General features: G+C 33.5%; 20 protein-coding genes. 8 read left to right on the plus strand and 12 right to left on the minus strand.

Going from position 1 to position 19,830, the window contains the following annotated elements; translation table 11 throughout:
* Positions 1–3 precede the first annotated feature (3 nt).
* Together deoD and ACFQ0R_RS06565 are read left to right on the plus strand one after the other, a co-directional pair.
* Complete coding sequence (deoD, locus tag ACFQ0R_RS06560; RefSeq protein ID WP_379657589.1) at positions 4–705, plus strand: purine-nucleoside phosphorylase; 702 nt, start codon at positions 4–6, stop codon at positions 703–705.
* On the plus strand, positions 695–1,540 hold the full coding sequence (locus tag ACFQ0R_RS06565) for a DUF1853 family protein (protein ID WP_379657590.1): 846 nt from the start codon (positions 695–697) through the stop codon (positions 1,538–1,540). Before deoD ends, ACFQ0R_RS06565 begins: the two co-directional genes overlap by 11 nt.
* Before the next feature lie 4 nt (positions 1,541–1,544).
* On the opposite strand, the gene ACFQ0R_RS06570 is transcribed toward ACFQ0R_RS06565, so the two are convergent.
* Positions 1,545–2,105, minus strand: coding sequence for a pseudouridine synthase (locus ACFQ0R_RS06570; RefSeq protein ID WP_379657591.1), 561 nt, complete (start codon positions 2,103–2,105; stop codon positions 1,545–1,547).
* Positions 2,106–2,153: 48 nt separating this feature from the next.
* Between ACFQ0R_RS06570 and ACFQ0R_RS06575 the strand changes: the two genes are divergently transcribed.
* The 5 genes from ACFQ0R_RS06575 (at position 2,154) to ACFQ0R_RS06595 (ending at position 6,214) form a co-directional block, all read left to right on the plus strand.
* Complete coding sequence (locus ACFQ0R_RS06575; protein WP_379657592.1) at positions 2,154–2,789, plus strand: Crp/Fnr family transcriptional regulator; 636 nt, start codon at positions 2,154–2,156, stop codon at positions 2,787–2,789.
* 101 nt (positions 2,790–2,890) lie between these two features.
* Positions 2,891–3,163: a heavy-metal-associated domain-containing protein gene (locus ACFQ0R_RS06580; RefSeq protein ID WP_379657593.1), complete on the plus strand. Its 273-nt coding sequence runs from the start codon at positions 2,891–2,893 to the stop codon at positions 3,161–3,163.
* Positions 3,164–3,181: 18 nt separating this feature from the next.
* Positions 3,182–4,528, plus strand: a complete 1,347-nt coding sequence (locus ACFQ0R_RS06585) for an MBL fold metallo-hydrolase (RefSeq protein WP_379657594.1) — start codon at positions 3,182–3,184, stop codon at positions 4,526–4,528.
* Positions 4,529–4,606: 78 nt separating this feature from the next.
* Positions 4,607–5,656, plus strand: coding sequence for a thioredoxin-like domain-containing protein (locus ACFQ0R_RS06590; RefSeq protein WP_379657595.1), 1,050 nt, complete (start codon positions 4,607–4,609; stop codon positions 5,654–5,656).
* Between the two features lie 36 nt (positions 5,657–5,692).
* Positions 5,693–6,214 (plus strand): outer membrane beta-barrel protein, encoded by a 522-nt coding sequence (locus ACFQ0R_RS06595; RefSeq protein ID WP_379657596.1) that lies wholly within the window; start codon positions 5,693–5,695, stop codon positions 6,212–6,214.
* Here ACFQ0R_RS06595 and ACFQ0R_RS06600 read toward each other — a convergent pair.
* Complete coding sequence (locus ACFQ0R_RS06600; RefSeq protein ID WP_379657597.1) at positions 6,192–6,488, minus strand: carboxypeptidase-like regulatory domain-containing protein; 297 nt, start codon at positions 6,486–6,488, stop codon at positions 6,192–6,194. The genes ACFQ0R_RS06595 and ACFQ0R_RS06600 overlap by 23 nt on opposite strands.
* 32 nt (positions 6,489–6,520) lie before the next feature.
* On the opposite strand from ACFQ0R_RS06600, the gene ACFQ0R_RS06605 reads away from it, so the two are divergent.
* The gene (locus ACFQ0R_RS06605) at positions 6,521–8,173 is read left to right on the plus strand and encodes a M1 family metallopeptidase (RefSeq protein ID WP_379657598.1); all 1,653 of its coding nucleotides are present in this window, start codon (positions 6,521–6,523) and stop codon (positions 8,171–8,173) included.
* Between the two features lie 5 nt (positions 8,174–8,178).
* Here ACFQ0R_RS06605 and ACFQ0R_RS06610 read toward each other — a convergent pair whose 3' ends face one another.
* The 10 genes from ACFQ0R_RS06610 to ACFQ0R_RS06655 form a co-directional block, all read right to left on the minus strand.
* Entirely contained in the window at positions 8,179–9,273 is a 1,095-nt protein-coding gene (locus ACFQ0R_RS06610; RefSeq protein ID WP_379657599.1) for an AMP-binding protein, read from the minus strand.
* Positions 9,274–9,346: 73 nt separating this feature from the next.
* Positions 9,347–10,291 (minus strand): CPBP family intramembrane glutamic endopeptidase, encoded by a 945-nt coding sequence (locus ACFQ0R_RS06615; protein ID WP_379657600.1) that lies wholly within the window; start codon positions 10,289–10,291, stop codon positions 9,347–9,349.
* Positions 10,288–11,328, minus strand: coding sequence for an o-succinylbenzoate synthase (locus ACFQ0R_RS06620; protein ID WP_379657601.1), 1,041 nt, complete (start codon positions 11,326–11,328; stop codon positions 10,288–10,290). Before ACFQ0R_RS06620 ends, ACFQ0R_RS06615 begins: the two co-directional genes overlap by 4 nt.
* 73 nt (positions 11,329–11,401) lie before the next feature.
* Positions 11,402–13,354 carry an endonuclease gene (locus ACFQ0R_RS06625; RefSeq protein WP_379657602.1) on the minus strand — a complete coding sequence of 651 codons (1,953 nt, stop codon included), beginning with the start codon at positions 13,352–13,354 and terminating at the stop codon, positions 11,402–11,404.
* Positions 13,355–13,462: 108 nt separating this feature from the next.
* The gene (gene ettA / locus ACFQ0R_RS06630; RefSeq protein ID WP_379657603.1) at positions 13,463–15,154 is read right to left on the minus strand and encodes an energy-dependent translational throttle protein EttA; all 1,692 of its coding nucleotides are present in this window, start codon (positions 15,152–15,154) and stop codon (positions 13,463–13,465) included.
* Positions 15,155–15,335: 181 nt separating this feature from the next.
* Entirely contained in the window at positions 15,336–15,512 is a 177-nt protein-coding gene (locus ACFQ0R_RS06635; RefSeq protein ID WP_224454367.1) for a CAL67264 family membrane protein, read from the minus strand.
* A gap of 104 nt (positions 15,513–15,616) precedes the next feature.
* Positions 15,617–16,297: an N-formylglutamate amidohydrolase gene (locus tag ACFQ0R_RS06640; protein ID WP_379657604.1), complete on the minus strand. Its 681-nt coding sequence runs from the start codon at positions 16,295–16,297 to the stop codon at positions 15,617–15,619.
* Positions 16,294–17,517: a glutamate-cysteine ligase family protein gene (locus ACFQ0R_RS06645; RefSeq protein ID WP_379657605.1), complete on the minus strand. Its 1,224-nt coding sequence runs from the start codon at positions 17,515–17,517 to the stop codon at positions 16,294–16,296. The genes ACFQ0R_RS06640 and ACFQ0R_RS06645 overlap by 4 nt, the downstream gene beginning before the upstream one ends.
* Positions 17,514–18,974, minus strand: a complete 1,461-nt coding sequence (locus ACFQ0R_RS06650; protein WP_379657606.1) for a RimK family protein — start codon at positions 18,972–18,974, stop codon at positions 17,514–17,516. The genes ACFQ0R_RS06645 and ACFQ0R_RS06650 overlap by 4 nt, the downstream gene beginning before the upstream one ends.
* A gap of 224 nt (positions 18,975–19,198) precedes the next feature.
* A complete protein-coding gene (locus ACFQ0R_RS06655; protein ID WP_379657607.1) occupies positions 19,199–19,825 on the minus strand; it encodes a peroxiredoxin in 627 nt (208 codons plus the stop codon).
* Positions 19,826–19,830: the final 5 nt, after the last annotated feature.

Raw genomic sequence — 19,830 nt, forward strand, 5'->3', positions numbered from 1 at the left:
AATATGAGTATACACATAGATGCTAAAAAAGGTGATATCGCCGAAACTATACTTTTACCTGGAGATCCGCTAAGAGCCAAATGGATAGCTGAAACCTTTCTTGAAGATGCGATTTGTTACAATGAAGTTCGAGGGATGCTTGGATATACTGGTACATATAATGGACAGAAAATATCTGTTCAAGGAACTGGGATGGGAATACCCTCTATAAGTATTTATGCTCACGAATTAATTACAGAGTTTGGAGTAAAAAATCTAGTGAGAGTTGGAAGTGCTGGCGCTATCAAAAAAGAAGTGGAGATGAGAGATGTTATCATTGCTATGGCGGCTTCCTCAAATTCCTCTTTGAATAGAAACAGATTTAGAGGAGGTGACTTCGCTCCTACTGCAAGTTTTAAATTGTTTGACAAAGCTGTTCAAACAGCTAGAGACTTAGGAATTTCTTTTAAAGCTGGAAATGTACTTTCTTCAGACCTATTTTACACAGACGATCTTAAAGACCATGAAATGTGGGCTGCTTACAATGTCTTGTGTGTAGAAATGGAAGCCGCTGGATTATATTCTATCGCATCCAAAAATGGTGTAAACGCCTTAGCAATTTTAACAATTTCTGACTCCTTGATCACTGGTGAGAAAACTTCAGCTGAAGAGCGTGAAACAACGTTTAATCAAATGATCAAAATTGCTCTTGAGCTTGCAGACTAAAGATTCCGATCTTCAGATTTTAAAACAATTCAAAGGCTTTATGAATACGAAGTTGATGATAGATCAACTTCCGAATTCAAACATTTCAACTTTCGAATTTGATTCACTTCAAGAGGTGAATCAAATCGAAAGTTTTCCTTTTGAGGATGCCAGAACATTTAATTTTGTAGGAAAAAGAGCTGAAATCTTTTTCAGATATTATTTACAATTATCTCAACGCTACAAAGAAATAGCTTACAGCTTACAAGTCATAAGTGATAAAACAACAATTGGGGAGTTTGATTTTATTTTTCGAGATCTTAGTCAAGATGAGATTATTCATGCTGAGTTGATTAACAAGATTTATCTCTACGATGATAGCTTACATGAAAATCCAGATTTCTGCTGGATTGGACCAAATAGACGCGATCGGTTTATTGATAAGATTGAAAAATTAAGGTCTCAACAATTTCCTTTGCTTTATCATCCTAAAGCTGAAAACTTATTGAATGAATATGAAATAGATCCCTGGAAAATTAAACAGAAATTATGTTTCAAGGCTATTCTATTTCTTCCAGAAAAATGTCACACTAGATTTTTTGCTACCAATCTAGAATCCGTAGCTGGTTATTTTTATACTCTTGAAGAGTTTCTTGATAAAAAGTGGAAACACAATTTTTTCTATATTCCAAAGAAAATAAGTTGGTTTACAGATGAAAGCAAACATACCAACTGGCATTCATATTTTACGATTCTAAAACAACTTCAAGAATTTTTGGAGAAAAAACAATCCGTTATGCTTTTCAGAAAAGATAAAGATGGTGCTACTCACAAGTGTTTTGTAGTTTGGTGGTAATCTTTTAAGACAAAGTTCTTACTTCTTCCACTTCCATATTTTCGATAGTCTCCTTACCTATTCTATAACGAATCAATCTCAAGGTTGGCAAACCTACTTTCGCAGTCATTTTACGCACTTGCCTGTATTTCCCTTCTGTAAGAGTAATAGAGAGCCAAGAGGTTGAACCATGTTCATCTTCGTTTCTGATATCTTTGCCTCGCTTAGGTAAATCGTTTGGCGGAGTCATTTTAAATACTTTGCAAGGTTTAGTCTGATAAGGCTTACCATAAATACTGATTTCTATACCGTCAGAAAGTTGGACTACTTGCTCATTTGTAGCAACACCATCTACTTGAGCCCAATATTCCTTTTCGATTCCTGTTGAGGTGATTTTGTGACTGAATTTTCCATCGGTAGTTAAAAACAATAGACCTTCAGAATCTTGATCCAGACGCCCTACTGACATAATTCCTTCAGGGAAATCACCAAGTTCACCAAGGAGTCTTTTGTTTCTTCTCCGTTTTTGGTTATTTACAAACTGACTTAACATACCGTAAGGCTTAAAAATTTTGAAATTTGCCATCTAAACAGGACTTAGGTTTTATATTTATACAAAAATACAATTAAGAATATGCTGGAAGAAATTAAAAAGAATTATAGCCATCTTTTTGAAGAAGAACTGCTTCAAGAAATCGATGATATTGGAGTTATTAGAGAAGTAAGCGCTGGAGATGAAATAATTAGGACAGGACAATATTTATCAGCTATGCCATTACTTATAGATGGAGTCATCAAAGTGATGCGAGAAGATGAAGACGGCTTTGAGCTCATGCTCTACTTTTTAGAAAAAGGTGAAACTTGTGCAATGACACTCTCCTGTTGCACGGGATCTGCAGTGAGTGAAATACGAGCTGTCGCAGAAACAGATTCTACTTTATTGATGATTCCTGTAGAAAAAATGGAAGAATGGTTAGGGAAATACAAATCATGGAGAAATTTTATTTTTTATAGTTATCATCAGCGTCTTATGGAAGTTTTAGCTACAATTGATAGTATCGCCTTCAAAAAAATGGATGAACGTTTACTTGAATATCTTAGAAATAAATCAAAATATTATAATGATTCAGAAATTAAAGTCACCCATCAAGACATAGCTTTCGACCTTCATACCAGTCGTGTTGTCGTTTCCAGACTTTTAAAACAACTTGAAAAAACCAACCGCATAACATTGAACAGGAATTCAATAAAATTAATTGACATCAATTAAAACGTAACTTTTGTTACTGTAGAAATTGATTAAATTATCTTATTTTGTATAAGATTAAATTAAATGATTTTAAATAATACCCTATAGTGATCAATCAAAATATGATGCAAACAAAAATAATTGTACAAAACTTAAAATGTGGGGGCTGTGCCAACACAATTTCAAAAAATTTAATAACACTTGAAGATATTTCTGATATAAATGTTAATCCAGAAGAATCTTCGGTAGCATTTAGGTACACTCATGAATCTTCACTTCAATCAGTTGAAGAGAAATTAAAACATTTAGGATATCCAGTTATAGGTGATGCTAACACATATCTGAATAAAGCAAAATCATTTATAAGTTGTGCAACAGGTAAAATGAATCAATAATTTTTAAAAAAAATTACTATGACAATTAAACAATATAACGATAAACCATTATCTCATCTTTCTTATGCAATTGTAAGCAATGGAAAAATGGCAGTAGTAGATCCAGCAAGAAATCCACAACCTTATTACGAATTTGCTGAGGAAAATGATGCCAAAATAGTAGCTGTATTTGAAACTCACCCACATGCAGATTTTGTAAGCAGTCATCTACAAATACATGAAGAAACTGGAGCTACAATTTACGTAAGCAAACTCGTTGGAGCAGATTATCCTCATAGTGCATTTGATGAAGGAGATGAACTTAAGATGGAAGATGTTACATTTAAATGTATCCATACTCCAGGTCATTCTCCAGATGGAATAACTATTCATGCTATAGACGATGCTACTACCAAAGAAGCGATCTTCACAGGAGATACTTTATTTATCGGTGATGTAGGAAGACCAGATTTAAGAGAGAAAGCTGGGAATATGACAGCTAAACGAAAGGAGCTTGCTCAAGCTATGTATAAGACTATGACTACAAAATATAATCATTTATCTGATAATGTTTGGGTTTATCCTGCTCACGGAGCTGGTAGCTTATGCGGTAAAAACATGAGTGATGATACAACAAGTACACTAGGTAACGAACGTGTTGGAAACTGGGCTTTCCAAAAACAAACTGAAGAAGAGTTTGTAAAAGAAATTCTTGATGGTCAACCATTTATTCCTTCATATTTTGGGCACGATGTAGATATAAACAAAACTGGAGCTAAAAATTATAAAGCTTCTATATCCAACATTCCTGTTCAATTGAATGTAGAAACGTTTGATGCCGATGCTACTATCGTAGACACAAGACCTCAAGCAGATTTTAAAGCCAATCATATTTCTGGAAGCATAAACATAATGGCAAGAACTGAAAATGATAAGATCGAAACTTGGGTTGGTGCCATCATTCAGCCTAATGAAGAATTTTATTTAGTTTTAGACTCTATTTCAGAATACGAAGAAGTTGTTTCAAGAATTGCCAAGATAGGCTATGAATCACAAATCAAAGCAGTCCTTACTCTTGGTCAAGCTGAGTTTGAATCTTCAGAAGATTTTGATTATACAGATTTCAAAGAACATCCAGATCAATATACAATCATTGATATAAGAAATATCAACGAGTTTGAAGAAGAGAAAAAATTTGAATCTGCTAAGAATCATCCTCTAAATGAGCTAAGAGATTCTGCAAAAGATATTCCTACCGATAAGCCAATCGTAGTTCATTGTGCAGGTGGTTATAGAAGTGCAGCAGGAAGTAGTATGATAGAAAAAGTTTTACCATCAGATGCCAAAATTTATGATTTAAGCGAAAGAATTAATGATTTCAATTAATAAATAAACTTTACTAAGTTTTTTCAAAAGACCGATGTTAATACATCGGTCTTTTATTTTTACCTTAATTTTGGCATCATGAAAAAAACCTTCTTTGCAATACTTAGTCTCGCATTACTTTCATGTATGCAACCTCTAGAAAAAAAATCTACAACTCAAAACTATGTTTTGAAAGGAACTATAAATGGCGAATTTGACGATTATATTAAGATCAAATATGATAACCAACTTGATAGTGTAGAAGTCATTAATAATATATTTTTATTTGAAGGAGAAGTTAATTCCCCTAGCGCATTTAGGTTTCAATTTGATTCTATTAATTCTTCTGAAGTGTTTTATCTTGAAAATGACACTTTAATTTTTGACATCATTATAGATGAACCTCAACTTGAAGGTGATGTGTTTAAAGATTATAATATCAAACAATTAAACGGAGGTGAAACACCTAAGTTAAAGACTTATTTATCAGATTTTATAGCTTCAACTTCAAAGTCTAAAAAAAATCGAGACCTCATTTTAAATAAAATGGATAGCTTGATAAAAGTGTATCCCAATCATGATTATCTAGGAAAAGTACTTTCTGAAATGAGTATGAAACAAGACTTACTTTATAATGACATAAGAAGTTTAGTTTCTAAACTAGATGTAGACAAGTTAAGTTCTCAAGATGTTGATATTCTCGAAAAATATCAGAACAAACGAAGAAAATATCAAATAGGAAGTCAGATACCATCATTTGATTTAATTTCAATTACTGGTGACACCGTAGATTTGAAATCTGATTTTTCTAAATATAATCTTATACAATTTTGGAATAGTTGGTGTGAAAAATGTAAAGATCAACAGGAAGAATTACTGCAAGTTTATCAAAATTATAATTTTAAGGGATTTGAAATTATAAGTGTTTCCTTAGATACAAATAGAGAAGATTGGTTAACTGCTGTTTCCCAGAAATCTGTACCCTGGACTTCCTTAAGAGTAAAAAATGGATTTACGGGAGAACTGCCCACTGAAATGGGTATTACGGATTTACCACAATATTATCTTGTAGACAAAAATGGAAGAATTATTGAAATCAATCTTAGTATTAATGAACTCAATACTATTTTATCTGCTTTAATGAACTAATTTCACATTATCAACGTTATTTAAAAAATAGTCCTTATGAAATCTGCTATTAGATTATTTACAATATTTATTATAAGTGTATATAGCCTTAATTCTCAGTCGCAAAGTTTAGATTTTGGTATTAAAGCTGGAATTAACTACGCTTCTATTTCAGAAATAAATGCCGATGGTAGATTAGGTTTTACTGGAGGAGCATTTGTAGGTGCACGTTTTAATACATTTGCTCTTCAAACAGAGTTTTTATTTTCTCAGCAAGGAGGAAGATTTGAAGGAAGTGATATCGAAACAGATTATGCATTAGTTCCTTTAATTTTAAAACTTCACTTTCTTAGAATATTCAATTTACAAGTTGGACCACAATTCAGTTATTTAATTGATGGTTCAGATATTCTTGAGTCAGAAAAACTTGATGTCTCTGGTGCTGCAGGTCTTGGGTTAAGCTTAGGCTCTGGATTGAGAGTAGACGCGAGATACAATTTTGGCTTTTCAGATGCTTTTAAAGGAGCCTCTGGAAATAACAGATTTATTTCTCTCGCTATGGGTTATTCTTTTTTGTAAGCTTAACTAAAATTTCTGAATCATCTTCGAGTTCTATTCTAGACATTTCATACTCTGGATGAGTAAATATAAGTTCATCTCCCCTATTTTTAGTATTTATTCTAAAATCTCCTTTGTCATCTGTACGTGAATTTAAATCTGTACCCATCACCTGAACAAGAACGCCATTTATGGCATCTCCATTCGAGTTCGTAACTTTACCATCTATAAGATTACTATCTTTTCCGCAAGAAAGAAATACAATTGAAAGCAATATAAAAACAACTTTTTTCATAGTTTTATTTTAATAAATTATTCTATCTTTTTATGAAACAAATATACATTTTACTTTTCATTTTCTGCTTTTCATTTACCATGCAGTCTCAATTATTATCGGGAGACCAAGACAAATTTACTAGAGCAGATACGCTTCGTGGAAGTTTACGACCAGAACGCACAAGCTTTGATGTATTGTCTTATAATTTAGATATTAGATTGGATCCTGACAAGCAATACTTGAGTGGTTTTAATAAAATTAAATTTAAAATTATTGAAAATACATCAAGAATTCAGCTGGATTTATTTCAAAATATGAAAGTAGATTCAATCGTTTATAATAACAAAATATTGAGCTATGAAAGAGATGAAAATGCTGTTTTCATAAACTTCAATAAGCAACTAAGAAACGGTAACATTGAAAGTATTCAATTTTATTATTCGGGTTATCCACTTGTGGCTAAGAATGCTCCCTGGGATGGAGGATTTGTATTTTCTAAGGATAAAAACGGTAAGCATTTTATTGGTGTAGCGGTGCAAGGAACTGGAGCTAGTCTATGGTATCCCAATAAAGATCACCAAAGTGACGAACCAAATTCAGCAGATATAAAAGTGAGTGTTCCCAATGGACTCATGAATGTTTCTAATGGTAGACTCATAAAAGAAACCCCACTTAATAATGGTTACACAAAATGGCACTGGAGAGTTGAACAACCAATTAATAATTATAATATCACCCTTAATATTGCGGATTATGTTCATTTTGAAGATAATTATAAAGATCTTAATCTTAATTATTATGTTCTAAAACAGAACCTTAAAGCGGCCAAAAGACAGTTTGAACAGGTGAAACCTATGATGGATTGTTTTTATGATAAGTTTGGAGAATATCCATTTAAAAAGGACGGTTACAAACTTGTTGAAACACCCTATTTGGGAATGGAGCATCAAAGTGCTGTAGCTTATGGAAATGGATATCAAAATGGGTATTTAGGAAATGATATGTCTGGTACTGGTGTAGGTTTAAAGTGGGATTTTATCATTATTCATGAATCTGCTCACGAGTGGTTCGGAAATTCTGTTTCTGCAGCAGATATTGCCGATATGTGGATTCACGAAAGTTTTACTGCTTATGCAGAATCTGTTTATGTTGAATGTGAATTTGGTAAAAAAGATGCCATTACTTATTTGTTTGGTTTGAGAAAAATTATCTCAAATGATAGACCGATTATAGGGGAATATGGCGTAAATCATGAAGGCTCTGGAGACATGTATTATAAGGGAGCTAATATGCTTAATACACTGAGGAGTATTATCAATAATGACGAAAAGTGGTGGAATCTTATGAAGGAATTTCATGAAACCTTCAAATACCAGACTATTCATACTGATGATGTTATAGAATTTTATAATAAAAGAACTGAAGAAAACCTTGAGCCTATATTTAATCAGTATCTCAATTATACCTCAATCCCTGAATTACAATTGAAATTTGATAATAATAATAAATTATATATGAGGTGGGAAACGGATGTAAATGATTTTAAAATGCCCATAGAATTTCAGAATTCATCTGAAAAATCTGTTATTAGAGAGAATGTTACTAATCATTGGAAACTAATTGAAATCGAATTGGAAGATGTTGACGAATTAGCCATAAACAAATATGGTTACTATATCAACATCAAAAAAATAAGAAATTAATTGAATTAACTTATCAATTTTGACAAGGTTTTTTTACGGTGAATTTTTCCAGAATCGGTCTCTTCAAATTTTTCTACAAAATAAATGTGCTTTGGCTTTTCATATTTGCCCAAAGATTTTAGTTTTACGATAGTATGCTTCAAATCACTCAAAAACTTTTCGTTTTCTGGAGCTTCAATAAACAAAACGACCTGTTCACCGAGTGAATCATGGGGTAATCCAGCGATGTAAAACCTATGAGTAATAAGCTTTTGAAGCTTTTTTTCAACAGTTTCTGGAAAAATCTTAACCCCGCCTGTATTTATAATATTATCCAATCTACCTTTCCAAAAGAATTTTTTGTAAGTAAGTACTTCAACAATATCATTTGTAACGAGTTCTTTTTCTAAAATTTTAGGAGCTTTAATGACTAAGCAATTATTTTCATTTTGTGAAACGCTAACATTAGGTAATGCTTTGAAAGGTCGTTTCTCTTTATTGTCTTTTGTTGGATTCAACTTTCTAGCAGCAATGTGAGAAATGGTTTCTGTCATACCATACACCTCATAAACTTTAGTAGGAATCCCCTGGATTGATCCGATAAGATTTTCAGAAACAGCTCCACCTCCAACAATTAACTTTTTTATCAAATGAAGCCTTCCCAGAGAATTATCCATTTGAAAGGGAGTCATTGCACAAAAGTCGTACGTTTTAAAAACTTCATCAAGTGGATTTGATTTTGGTTCAATTATATCGAGATCCCATCCTAAAATCATCGCTCTCACAAGCATCATTCTTCCTCCTATGTAATCCGCTGGCAAGCAAAGCAAAGCTGTAGTATCTTCTTGAACTTTGAAGAATTTACCAGTTGCCAAAGCGCTGTTGATCATTTTCTGTTTGTCTAGAAAATAAGTTTTAGGTTCACCTGTTGAGCCAGAAGTTTGGACTTTTATACTATCATAGTCATCATTGAGCCAATCAAGAAGAAAGCCACCTATTTTCTCTTCAAAAGGTTCTCCCTCCTTTATATAACTATAAGCTACTGAGTATAATTCAGTTTTATTAAAGTGATTCCCGTTAATTTTAAAAAGAGGATGTATACCTAAAGAGTGAGTTGTCATAAGTTTTTATTTATATAATCATAATACTAAATATTATAAATATAAGAATCATTTTGCAATTGTTAAATAATTATTAAGACTCTGTTTCTGGCAGATTCACCTTTCCAAAAAGTTTTGACTTCCAATTTTTCCAATTATATATTCTAGCCATTATCAATAAATATATGGGATAAATGATAAGAACAGGAATAAGCACATCAAAACCAACTGAAGGTTCTTCAGTATAAATTAATATAGATTCAGTTTGGAAAGCAGTCCAGTCTGCTGTCACCAATAAGGCAGTAATTAAATTATTACCAGCATGAAAACCTATGGATAACTCTAGGCCTTCATCCATTAACGCCATAATCCCTAATAGAAATCCTGTACCAATATAACTTACCATGATAACATAGCCTAGTTTACCAACTTCAGGATTACCCAGATGTAGAAGACCAAAGCCTATAGATGTTACAATAAGAGGTAGCCATCTATTTTTGAAAATTACACCTAGACCTTGCATGAAGTAACCCCTAAAATAAAGCTCTTCAAAAGTGGTTTGAAGAGGTACCATGATAATACCAATAGCCGCTAAAATTAAAAATTGATCCCATTTTAGATTCCATAAATATGCTTCTGCATTTAATTCGTAATCAATGATTGTCATCGCTGCTATGAAAAAACCTACGATACTAAATCCTACTAACACACGTCTCCAATCAAACTTTGCACGAGTCGTCAATAAGTCTTTAAATTTTTGATTATGAAAGAATTTTACAATTAGCCAAACTCCAAAGAACCCAACAGCAAAAGACAATAACATTAAAAAAAATGTAAGATTGGAATCTAAAGTTCCCATCAAAGTCTCATAATTTCCTAGACTAGATAAATCTCCACCATCTATGGCTAACTTATAACTGACTGCGCCTATAAAAGGAATAGTCCCGAGTTGCCAAATGATAAATATCAAAAAAGCTCCTACAACATACCTCCACCATTCATGATGACTTTTGGCTGCTAATGCGATGTAATCTCTCATAAATTAAATTTGTTTTCCCAACTGAGTTTAGGATTATACATGATCCTCTCACCTTCAATAGTTAAAGGACTTTCGATATTATTGGTATAAAGCCCGCCAGTTCCCAATCCCTGAGGCATATTGTTGTTTTGAGTAAAGGTAAACTGAGCTATTGCATTAAGCCCTATATTACTTTCTAAGGCACTTGTTATCCACCACTTTATGTTTTGTTGATTTGCAAGTTCAATCCATTCTTTAGAACCTTTAAAACCGCCAATTAGACTAGGCTTCAAAATAATATACTGCGGCTGTATGGTTAGTAGAGATTCTTCTTTATTTGTTACATCTTTTAGTCCAATTAATTCTTCATCCAAAGCAATTGGCAAAGGCGTTTGCTGACAAAGCCTAGCCATGTCTTGCCATTGTCCCTGAGCGATAGGCTGTTCTATGCTGTGCAAATCAAATTTACTCAAACGCTCAAGCTTATCTAAAGCATCATGAGGAGAAAAAGCTCCATTGGCATCTACTCGTAATTCGATGTCAGAAGCTGAAAACTCACTTCTGATGTATTTCAGCAATTCTAATTCTGATTCAAAATCAATAGCTCCAATTTTGAGTTTAATACAGCTGAAACCCTGTTCAATTTTATTTTGAATTTGACTTTTCATAAACTCCTTTTCTCCCATCCAAATCAAGCCATTAATTTTCATTCCTTGTTTTCCTTCTGTGAACTCTGAAGGAAATAAGAGATATGGATCAGCAGAAGAAAAAGATTGAATAGCCATTTCCAAACCAAATTGAATGGAAGGAAAATCTTTTAGTTTTTGATACAGGGTTTCAAGGCCTAAATGAATATTATTACAAGTCCATTTCAAAGTGTCTTCATAGTCTACTCGATCATCTATACTTAAACCTTTCAAAAGACCACATTCTCCTATCCCGAATTTGTCTTTTGTTTCAAGTTTTATAAACCATGAATCCTTAGTTTTTAAAACTCCTCTGGAAGTACCACTAGGACGTTTAAACTCTAAGGTATGTTTAAAATAAGTTGCTTTCATTTTGAAATTTTGATTAAAATTAAAAAAGCCGTCTTACTAATAACGGCTTTTGAATAATAATTAAGAATACTTGTTATTTAACAATTAGTTTTTTGGTAACTACTTTGGAGTCATTTATAATTCTAACTAGATAGACACCAGAGCTTAAATTTAAAGAAATTGGATTTTCACTTTTAATTTTAGTATTCAAAACTTTTTTTCCTGTTATTGAATAAAACTCGACATCTGCACTAGATGTAATTCCTTTAAATCGTATATAATTTGATGCTGGATTAGGATAAATCGAAATATCTTGAAACTTATTTCTATTTATTGAAAGAGATTGATTCCAAGTTTCTCCTTGTTTATCCCCCCAAATATAATCGACGAGTTCCGGATAATCAATAAAAGGATTTCTATTATTCTGCCAAGTATAGACAATATTATTTCGGTTCATTTCATAATCATCTGCAGGGTCTTCTGTATGCCATTGTAAGAGTGTTTGTAAATCTCCTAACTGGCCTATAATATCAGGAAACCCATCAACAACAGAAAGATCATTATATCTAATCGCAAGATAAAAGACAGCTCTAGCCACATCACCTTTAAAACTTCCTTGATTACCTTCTGGACCTGTGTATTCTCCAAAATGTTGATTACCTCTTGAACTATTTTCATTGGCATCAGCCGCCCTTAATCCGTGAGCATCAGAATTAGCGTGTCTCAAGGAGTCTGCGTTAGTTTCCCACCATTCATTGATACCAGTTGCCACTTCATCTTCTTCAATACTGTAAAAACCACCTCTAGATCTTGGGTAGACGTGTTCTCTATTCCAGTACCCGGTTCCTGATGATCCAAGTTGATAAAGATATTTTGGCCTTGACTCTTCTCTGTAGGCTAACCAAACCTCGTTACTGTTGCTTGGGCTTTGATCTGCAGACTTTAGAATATCAATAATATCTGAATAGGTATGGATTTTAACGACTCCTTCTTCAGCAATAATATCTTGGATGGCTTGTTTTAAAACCTCACCAGATTTTCCATTCAAATTTTCGAAATAATTGGAAGGTCCTGTAGGGTTTACAACATCAAATGTAGGATTTGTTGGAGTTCCCCAATCCGCTACAATGAAATCATTGTCAACAACGATGACCTCAATAAAATTACTGTTTAAGATGTAAGGATCACCAGGTATATCTACTGCAATATTGATAAATTCATCTCCTTCATCTATGTTATCGTCAATAAGATCAATGGTCACAGAGCCTGTACTAGTTCCTTCTGACAGAGTAATTGAAGTAGATCCATTAAAATCATCTTCTGTAAAGTTTCCATTTACCAAACTAAAATTGATAGTTATAGTTTCAGTTAGAGGTTCCGAAGTTGAAAAATCAATGACAAAGCTATCGCCTTCATCAATTAATGATGTACTTGGAGTCACATCTATAAAAACAGGAGTAATCCCAGAACCATCATTCAATTCTCTAGGTGTTGGAGGTCCTACAGACCAACTTCCATCAGAATTTCTTTGAATAGATTCGTTGTCCTTATTATTATTCAAATCTTCATCTATTTGCTCAGTTTGTGCTAAAAGATTTAATAAATTTTGATCTGTTGCATCATTAGTTCCATAAACCAAAGCATCAACCAGATTATCTATGGTGGCTAATGTTTCTTCAGGAAAATCTAATTCAGAACCTCTGTAAACAGCGACTGCATCAGCACCATTTTGAATAGTATTTGAAGGTAAATTATAATTTGGGCTAGGTACTAGTTCTGGTCCACCTAGCACAAATAAACCATTGAAATCTGTAGTAAAACCATCCAAACTCAATGCAAAATAACTAGAATCGCCTCCTGAACTTGAGCCATTGAATAAAACTAACACGTAGCCATCTAAAGATGTGTTTGGAGACAATGTTCTGAGTTCAATGAACTCCTGAGTATCTAATCCAGGAGTATCAGAATCCAATTCATTTATAATGACTTCTTGAGAAAAAATAATTTGACTTACAAAAAGTAATGTCAATAAAGTAATTTTGTTCATTTCTATTGAATTTCAGCAAAAATAAAACATCTAAACTTCTAAGGCTGAAATATTAAGATTACTAAAAGATTAATAATAAAAAAGCTCCCATTTTTGGGAGCTTTTTTATTATCGAACTAATTTTTTATATTTAATTCGTTTAGGCATTGTATCTCCGCCAAGGCGTTTCTTCTTGTTTTCTTCGTAATCACTAAAGCTTCCTTCAAAGAAATAAACTTCAGAATTTCCTTCGAAAGCCAATATGTGGGTACAAATTCTATCTAAGAACCATCTGTCGTGAGAAATAACAACTGCACATCCAGCAAAGTTCTCTAAACCTTCTTCTAGTGCTCTAAGTGTGTTTACATCCAAATCGTTGGTTGGCTCATCGAGTAAAAGAACATTTCCTTCTTCTTTTAAAGTCATGGCAAGATGAAGTCTGTTACGTTCTCCACCAGAAAGTTTATCTACCTTTTTATTTTGTTCACTTCCGTTAAAGTTAAAGCGACTCAAATAGGCTCTAGAATTAACTTTTTTTCCTCCCATCATAACCAAATCCTGCCCATCACTGAAGTTCTCCCAAATGGATTTATTCGCATCTATATTTGAATGCGCTTGATCTACATAAGCGATTTTAGCAGTTTCTCCAACAATAAATTCACCTTTGTCTGGTTCAATTTCACCCATAATCATTTTGAAAATGGTGGTTTTACCAGCTCCGTTAGGACCGATCACCCCAACAATTCCTGCTTGCGGTAAATTGAAATTTAAGTTTTCATACAAAAGCTTATCATCAAACGCTTTGCTAACGCCTTTTGCATCGATGACGTTTGTTCCTAAACGTGGACCGTTAGGAATATATATTTCAAGCTTTTCGTCAAGTTTATCTTGATCTTGGCTCATCAATTTGTCGTAGTTATTAAGCCTGGCTTTTTGTTTGGATTGACGTCCTTTTGGAGCCATCTTCACCCATTCTAGTTCTCGCTCCAGGGTCTTCTGACGTTTACTGGCTTGTTTTTGTTCCTGAGCCATACGTTTAGATTTTTGGTCTAACCAAGAAGAATAATTTCCTTTCCAAGGAATACCTTCACCTCTATCTAGTTCCAAAATCCAACCTGCGACATTATCAAGGAAATATCTATCGTGAGTTACGGCGATTACAGTTCCTTTATACTGTTGTAAATGATGCTCTAGCCAATGTACAGATTCCGCATCTAAATGGTTGGTAGGCTCATCGAGTAAAAGCACATCTGGCTCTTGAAGCAATAATCGACAAAGGGCTACTCTACGCTTTTCACCACCAGAAAGACTCTCAATTTTCTGGTCAGAAGGTGGAGTTCTCAAGGCATCCATCGCCACTTCCAGTTTATTGTCAAGCTCCCAGGCATTGGTAGCATCAATTTTATCCTGAAGTATGGCCTGCCTGTCCATGAGTTTTTGCATTTTGTCTGCATCTTCATAAACTTCTGGTAACCCAAAATCATCATTGATTTTGTTGTATTCATCTAGGATAGCCACAACATCAGAAACGCCCTCCTTCACAATGTCAAGGACAGTTTTTTCTGGATCTAATTCTGGTTCTTGTTCTAAATAACCCACAGAATAATCTTGTGAAAAGACTACATCTCCTTGGTAATTTTTTTCCTTCCCAGCTATAATTTTCATCAAAGTAGATTTTCCTGAACCATTAAGTCCGAGGATTCCAATCTTTGCTCCGTAGAAAAAACTGAGGTATATATTTTTAAGGACAGGCTTATCTTCGCCTGGATACGTTTTGGATACTCCCGACATGGAGAATATCACTTTTTTATCATCTGCCATTTTGTAATTTTTATTCTATTAAAAGTTTGCAAATATCTGAAATTAAAGTCAGATTGGATTTTATTATCATTGAAGCTCTAACAAACGTAAGAAGATTAATATCTACTGTGTATGGTATTCCATATCCTTCAGATAGTGTTTTACTAATTGTTTTCTTTGCTTAATCAGAGATCTAAGTAATTTAAACTCTTCCTTTAAGGGCGTTAAACACCCAGGCAATAGCAAAAAAACCAATACCTACAGAAGCAAAACCCCAGCCAGCTATCTCATTGTATCTAAAAGCGCCAAGAGCTATAAGACCCAAACCAACGATCACCATGATGAAAGTTGCCCACGCTAAAACTGTATTTTTATTCATTAGTCATCCTTTTTGTGAATTGCAAAATTACGAAAACGATTTTTAATGTTACTTACCTCTTGAAGTCTTAATATTTGACAAGAATCTTAACAGGTTTTAAAGTCTTATAAATTGGCAATTAAACATTGATTTAATTTTAATTTGAATGCTTCAGTTTCATCGAGGTTTTTAAATAATTTCTGATTGATTTCAAGTTCAATACCCAAATATTTTCTAGGGAATTTTGTTCTTAAACTTGTCGTGAACCCATCAGCTTTTCCCAGATACGGATAATTCATTCTTATTCTGAATTGACCAAATTGTAAACTCAATTCTTTTCGAAAATTTTCAGCCCAGTCTTTTTCAGCATTTCGCCTGGGATCATACAAAATACCTAAGTCAGTTTCTCGGACATATCCATTTAATATCGGTGTAAAACTATGTATAGATAAGTGTAATACCTGCTCTCCTCTGTCGATACTTTCTTTTATTTTCTGCTGAATTTGATTCCGATAGGGTTCATAATAATTAGTTATGATGCGGTTTTTTTCTGCTTTATCCAATTTTTTTGAGATAGTTGAAAATAAGTTTGAATGATGCAAAGACCTGTTGATTTCTATTAAAAGTCTGCTCCATGGATAATGCAAAGAATAATGAGCGAGATTTTGTAAGGATTTATAGACTTCAAAAGCTCCGATATCAAAACCTTCGTGAGTGTTTAAAAGGTCTTGTTCATTTTTAAATAATGAATGATATGATGAGGGCAATAAATTAGTTGCATGCTCACAAGTCAGGATTAATTTCACGGTAAAAACAATTCATTTTTTGTTAACTGATCTCCGAGCCTTTGATAGATTTTTATAATATTCACTTTAGAAAAATCACCGTTAATAGCTTTTAAAATTCTAGTGGATAAGCTTCCATGTTCGAGAATTAGCTCAATTGCTTTAGCATGTCTTATGTTCATTCTTGTAGATACATTTTTAAATAAATGAATGAAAATATCTTTTATAGCCATTGATTCAGATTCAATCCCTAATAATTTGAGATAGGCTTTATTATGAATAAAAGCTTCTTCAGCATGTTCAATGCTTTGATTCAAAATTTCAAAAAGAGTATCTTCATGCCATGTTTTTTGTTCATCCAATGTTGAATAATTTTCATTGATTAAATCTTTCAAAACTTCAACAACAAAACTGGCAATGGCAACATCTGCCAAAGCACATTCTTGCAAATCCAAGACACGAATTTCTATCGCATTTCTATCAAACCTGGCAATTGCTCCTCTGGAATTCAGAAAATGATGCTCTAAAATTTTGTCTTTATCAAAAGGCGCAATTGCTGCATTAATAGGATCAAAAATTTTGGTTTTGTAAGTCTCATAACTAAATACCTGCTCAGGAATCACCTTCCCTGTCATTTCTGGAATTTGCTGTTGATTGGTCAAGTACAACTTCATTCTTGAATCTTTGATTCCTAAATATTTACTATCCAAAATTGGTGAACTTGCACTTAAGGCTGGTAAAATCGGAAGCAGAATCCGTATCGCTGCATGCAGTTTTTCAAATTCGGAGTTATCGTAAAACGGCAAGTTGATGTGCATACTCTGAACATTGGACCACCCATGCCCTCTACAATCAAATATTCTATTATAAAGTGTATACACTTCGCTGTAAGAGTGTTGCCAAAGCTTCATTTCCAGTTCCGGATTCATAAAGGGATGCGAAGCCGTTGGCCATAAACAAAGGGTTTTGGTCTTAAGCAAATCATTAATCTCAATGATATTTTCATGAAATTTATGGTCTAAAGCATCCAAATCTTTTGTAGGACCGTTGGTTTTTAATTCAATGACATGAGCCGCTAATTCGTTGCTCCATTCAATAGGGCCGTTGTCAACATCAGAAACAATATTTCCTGTTTTGAGTTTCATCAATTCATCCACAGCAGGTTGAATTTCACCCGTTGTGGTATTCACAAGCATATATTCTAATTCAATACCAAACACTTCAAAGAGATGATATTTCATGACTCTAGTTTTGAATTAAGACGATTTTTCAAAGCTTGAAGAATGGTTGTGTAAACGGCATCCCCATACAATCCGTCTTCTACCCCAAAATCAATATTAGGGTTATCGTTGATTTCTATGACAAGGGCTTTTCCGTTGACTTCTTTTACGTCGATACCATAAAGTCCTTTTCCCATTATTTTTGCTGACTTTAACGCAGCTTTCATCACTTGTTCTGGAACATCTTCTACAGCAAAACAATCAGCATTGCCATCTTGGTCATCCTTCTTGTTAGCCGACCAGTTGTAGATTTGCCAGTGTCCTTTAGCCATGAAATATCTGCAAGCATAAAATGGTTTGGAATCTATGATTCCTATTCTCCAATCGTATTCAGAATAGGTGTATTCTTGGGCAATCACCAGGTCTGACGTTTTAAACATTTCATTGATTAGGGTTTCATATTCTTCTTGGGTCTTCGCCTTCTTTACACCAAAAGAAAATGTGGAATCTGGTGATTTCAACACACATGGTAAGCCTGTTACTTTCAGAACTTCGTGTTCATTATCCTTATGCACGATCATGGTTTTTGGTGTAGGGATTCCGTTTTTATTCAGAGCTTCAGCCATAAACACTTTATTGCAGCATTTCAAAATTGAATCTGGATAATCAATAATAGCTAAACCGTCCTGCAAAGCTTTTCTAGCAAAAGTGTAAGCTTCATTAGTCACTTCGGTGCTTTGCCTGATGAACAAGGCATCAAAAGACGAAAGTCTGTATAAATCTTCAGGTGAGATGAGCTCAACATAAAAGTTCATTTTCTCTGCTAAATCCATAAATTTTTTCAAAGCTTTTGGATTACTTGGTGGTGCAGGATCATTCTTCTGAACTAAAATCGCTAAATCATATTCAGATTTATCAACTTTGGGCGTATCGTAACGTTTTTTAGCAAAATACTGAGATGCAAAATGATGCATGCTTTCTAAGTGCTCATCAGGAATTTCAGAAAGCGAAATGGCTCTTATGGATTTGATGTTCCATTTGGTGGTGTGTTTAAAAACTACTCTAAGAAATGGAATTTGAAAATATCTAAATATCAAACTACTTAATTCTCGATACTTTTGAGCTACATTTTGTCCAAAATAAATACTTAAGGTGAATTCTTGTGACTTAATCGATTTTAAACTCTTCTGAATTTCTTCTTCAAAATCCTCAGAAACGATTTTTACCAATTTTTTTTCTCCAAGATCAACCAGGTTACTAATTGTAGGAATTGAAGTATGTCCGCGAGCTTCAGCCAATAGGGAAACGTAGTATCCTTTGGATTGATAACTGTACTTATCACTTAAGTTGAATACCCTAGCATTTTTTAACTCTGCATATTCGGGTTTTGTCAAGTAATCTTGTGAGGTTATAATGGACGTATGATCCACTATAATTGGCCATTTTTCGGGTTGGCTCACCACTATGAGTTTGTTCATTAAAGAATTGAATAACCTATCAAATGTAGTTTAAAAATTGATTTCAAATTAGACCTTAGAAAAAATTATTTTTATAATACGAATTAGTAATAAATGGCTCAGTTCCTTTTGCCAATCTTTAGCAAAACATAGATATCTCCAAAATATGGCTGTGCTTCGGGGTAGTTTGAAATAAAAAAACTCCCTATCTTTCGATAGAGAGTTAGATTTGAATTTTAGTTTACTTAATAAGAAGTTGTTCTTAAGTAAGGTTTGATTTCCTTATAATCAGGGAACTTTTCTTTTGCTTCTTCATCACTTACAGATGGAGAAATAATAGCATCATCGCCTTGTTTCCAATCTGCTGGAGTTGCCAGTTTATGATTGGCAGTCAATTGTAAACTATCTATAACTCTCAACAACTCATCAAAATTTCTTCCTGTTGAAGGTGGATAAGTCAAGGTCAATTTGATTTTTTTATCAGGTCCAATCACAAATACAGAACGCACTGTAGCTTTTTCGGATGTATTAGGGTGAATCATATCATATAATTCTGCAACTTTTTTATCCTCATCTGCTATTATTGGAAAATTGACTGTTGTATTCTGAGTTTCGTTTATGTCTTTTATCCACTCGTGGTGATCTTTTACTGGGTCAACACTTAAGGCAATAACTTTTACATGTCTTTTGTCAAATTCATCTTTTAACTGAGCGGTTCTACCTAATTCTGTAGTACACACCGGTGTAAAGTCTGCAGGATGAGAATAAATAATCCCCCAGCTTTCTCCCAACCAATCGTGAAATGAAATTTTACCTTCTGTGGTTTCTGCAGTAAAATCTGGAGCTGTATCTCCTAATCTTAAATGTGCCATAATCG

The sequence above is a fragment of the Psychroflexus salinarum genome, assembly GCF_042677225.1.
In the GTDB taxonomy this organism is placed as follows: domain Bacteria; phylum Bacteroidota; class Bacteroidia; order Flavobacteriales; family Flavobacteriaceae; genus Psychroflexus; species Psychroflexus salinarum.

Bases quoted from the DNA above. Each gene is read 5' to 3' on its own strand.
- ACFQ0R_RS06645 (WP_379657605.1), bottom strand. From the start codon at position 17,517: ATGAAATATCATCTCTTTGAAGTGTTTGGTATTGAATTAGAATATATG.
- ACFQ0R_RS06570 (WP_379657591.1), bottom strand. From the start codon at position 2,105: ATGGCAAATTTCAAAATTTTTAAGCCTTACGGTATGTTAAGTCAGTTT.
- ACFQ0R_RS06615 (WP_379657600.1), bottom strand. From the start codon at position 10,291: ATGAGAGATTACATCGCATTAGCAGCCAAAAGTCATCATGAATGGTGG.
- ACFQ0R_RS06610 (WP_379657599.1), bottom strand. From the start codon at position 9,273: ATGACAACTCACTCTTTAGGTATACATCCTCTTTTTAAAATTAACGGG.
- ACFQ0R_RS06590 (WP_379657595.1), top strand. From the start codon at position 4,607: ATGAAAAAAACCTTCTTTGCAATACTTAGTCTCGCATTACTTTCATGT.
- ACFQ0R_RS06595 (WP_379657596.1), top strand. From the start codon at position 5,693: ATGAAATCTGCTATTAGATTATTTACAATATTTATTATAAGTGTATAT.
- ACFQ0R_RS06580 (WP_379657593.1), top strand. From the start codon at position 2,891: ATGATGCAAACAAAAATAATTGTACAAAACTTAAAATGTGGGGGCTGT.
- ACFQ0R_RS06600 (WP_379657597.1), bottom strand. From the start codon at position 6,488: ATGAAAAAAGTTGTTTTTATATTGCTTTCAATTGTATTTCTTTCTTGC.
- ACFQ0R_RS06575 (WP_379657592.1), top strand. From the start codon at position 2,154: ATGCTGGAAGAAATTAAAAAGAATTATAGCCATCTTTTTGAAGAAGAA.
- ACFQ0R_RS06585 (WP_379657594.1), top strand. From the start codon at position 3,182: ATGACAATTAAACAATATAACGATAAACCATTATCTCATCTTTCTTAT.
- ACFQ0R_RS06605 (WP_379657598.1), top strand. From the start codon at position 6,521: ATGAAACAAATATACATTTTACTTTTCATTTTCTGCTTTTCATTTACC.
- ACFQ0R_RS06625 (WP_379657602.1), bottom strand. From the start codon at position 13,354: ATGAACAAAATTACTTTATTGACATTACTTTTTGTAAGTCAAATTATT.
- ACFQ0R_RS06655 (WP_379657607.1), bottom strand. From the start codon at position 19,825: ATGGCACATTTAAGATTAGGAGATACAGCTCCAGATTTTACTGCAGAA.
- deoD (WP_379657589.1), top strand. From the start codon at position 4: ATGAGTATACACATAGATGCTAAAAAAGGTGATATCGCCGAAACTATA.
- ettA (WP_379657603.1), bottom strand. From the start codon at position 15,154: ATGGCAGATGATAAAAAAGTGATATTCTCCATGTCGGGAGTATCCAAA.
- ACFQ0R_RS06650 (WP_379657606.1), bottom strand. From the start codon at position 18,974: ATGAACAAACTCATAGTGGTGAGCCAACCCGAAAAATGGCCAATTATA.
- ACFQ0R_RS06635 (WP_224454367.1), bottom strand. From the start codon at position 15,512: ATGAATAAAAATACAGTTTTAGCGTGGGCAACTTTCATCATGGTGATC.
- ACFQ0R_RS06620 (WP_379657601.1), bottom strand. From the start codon at position 11,328: ATGAAAGCAACTTATTTTAAACATACCTTAGAGTTTAAACGTCCTAGT.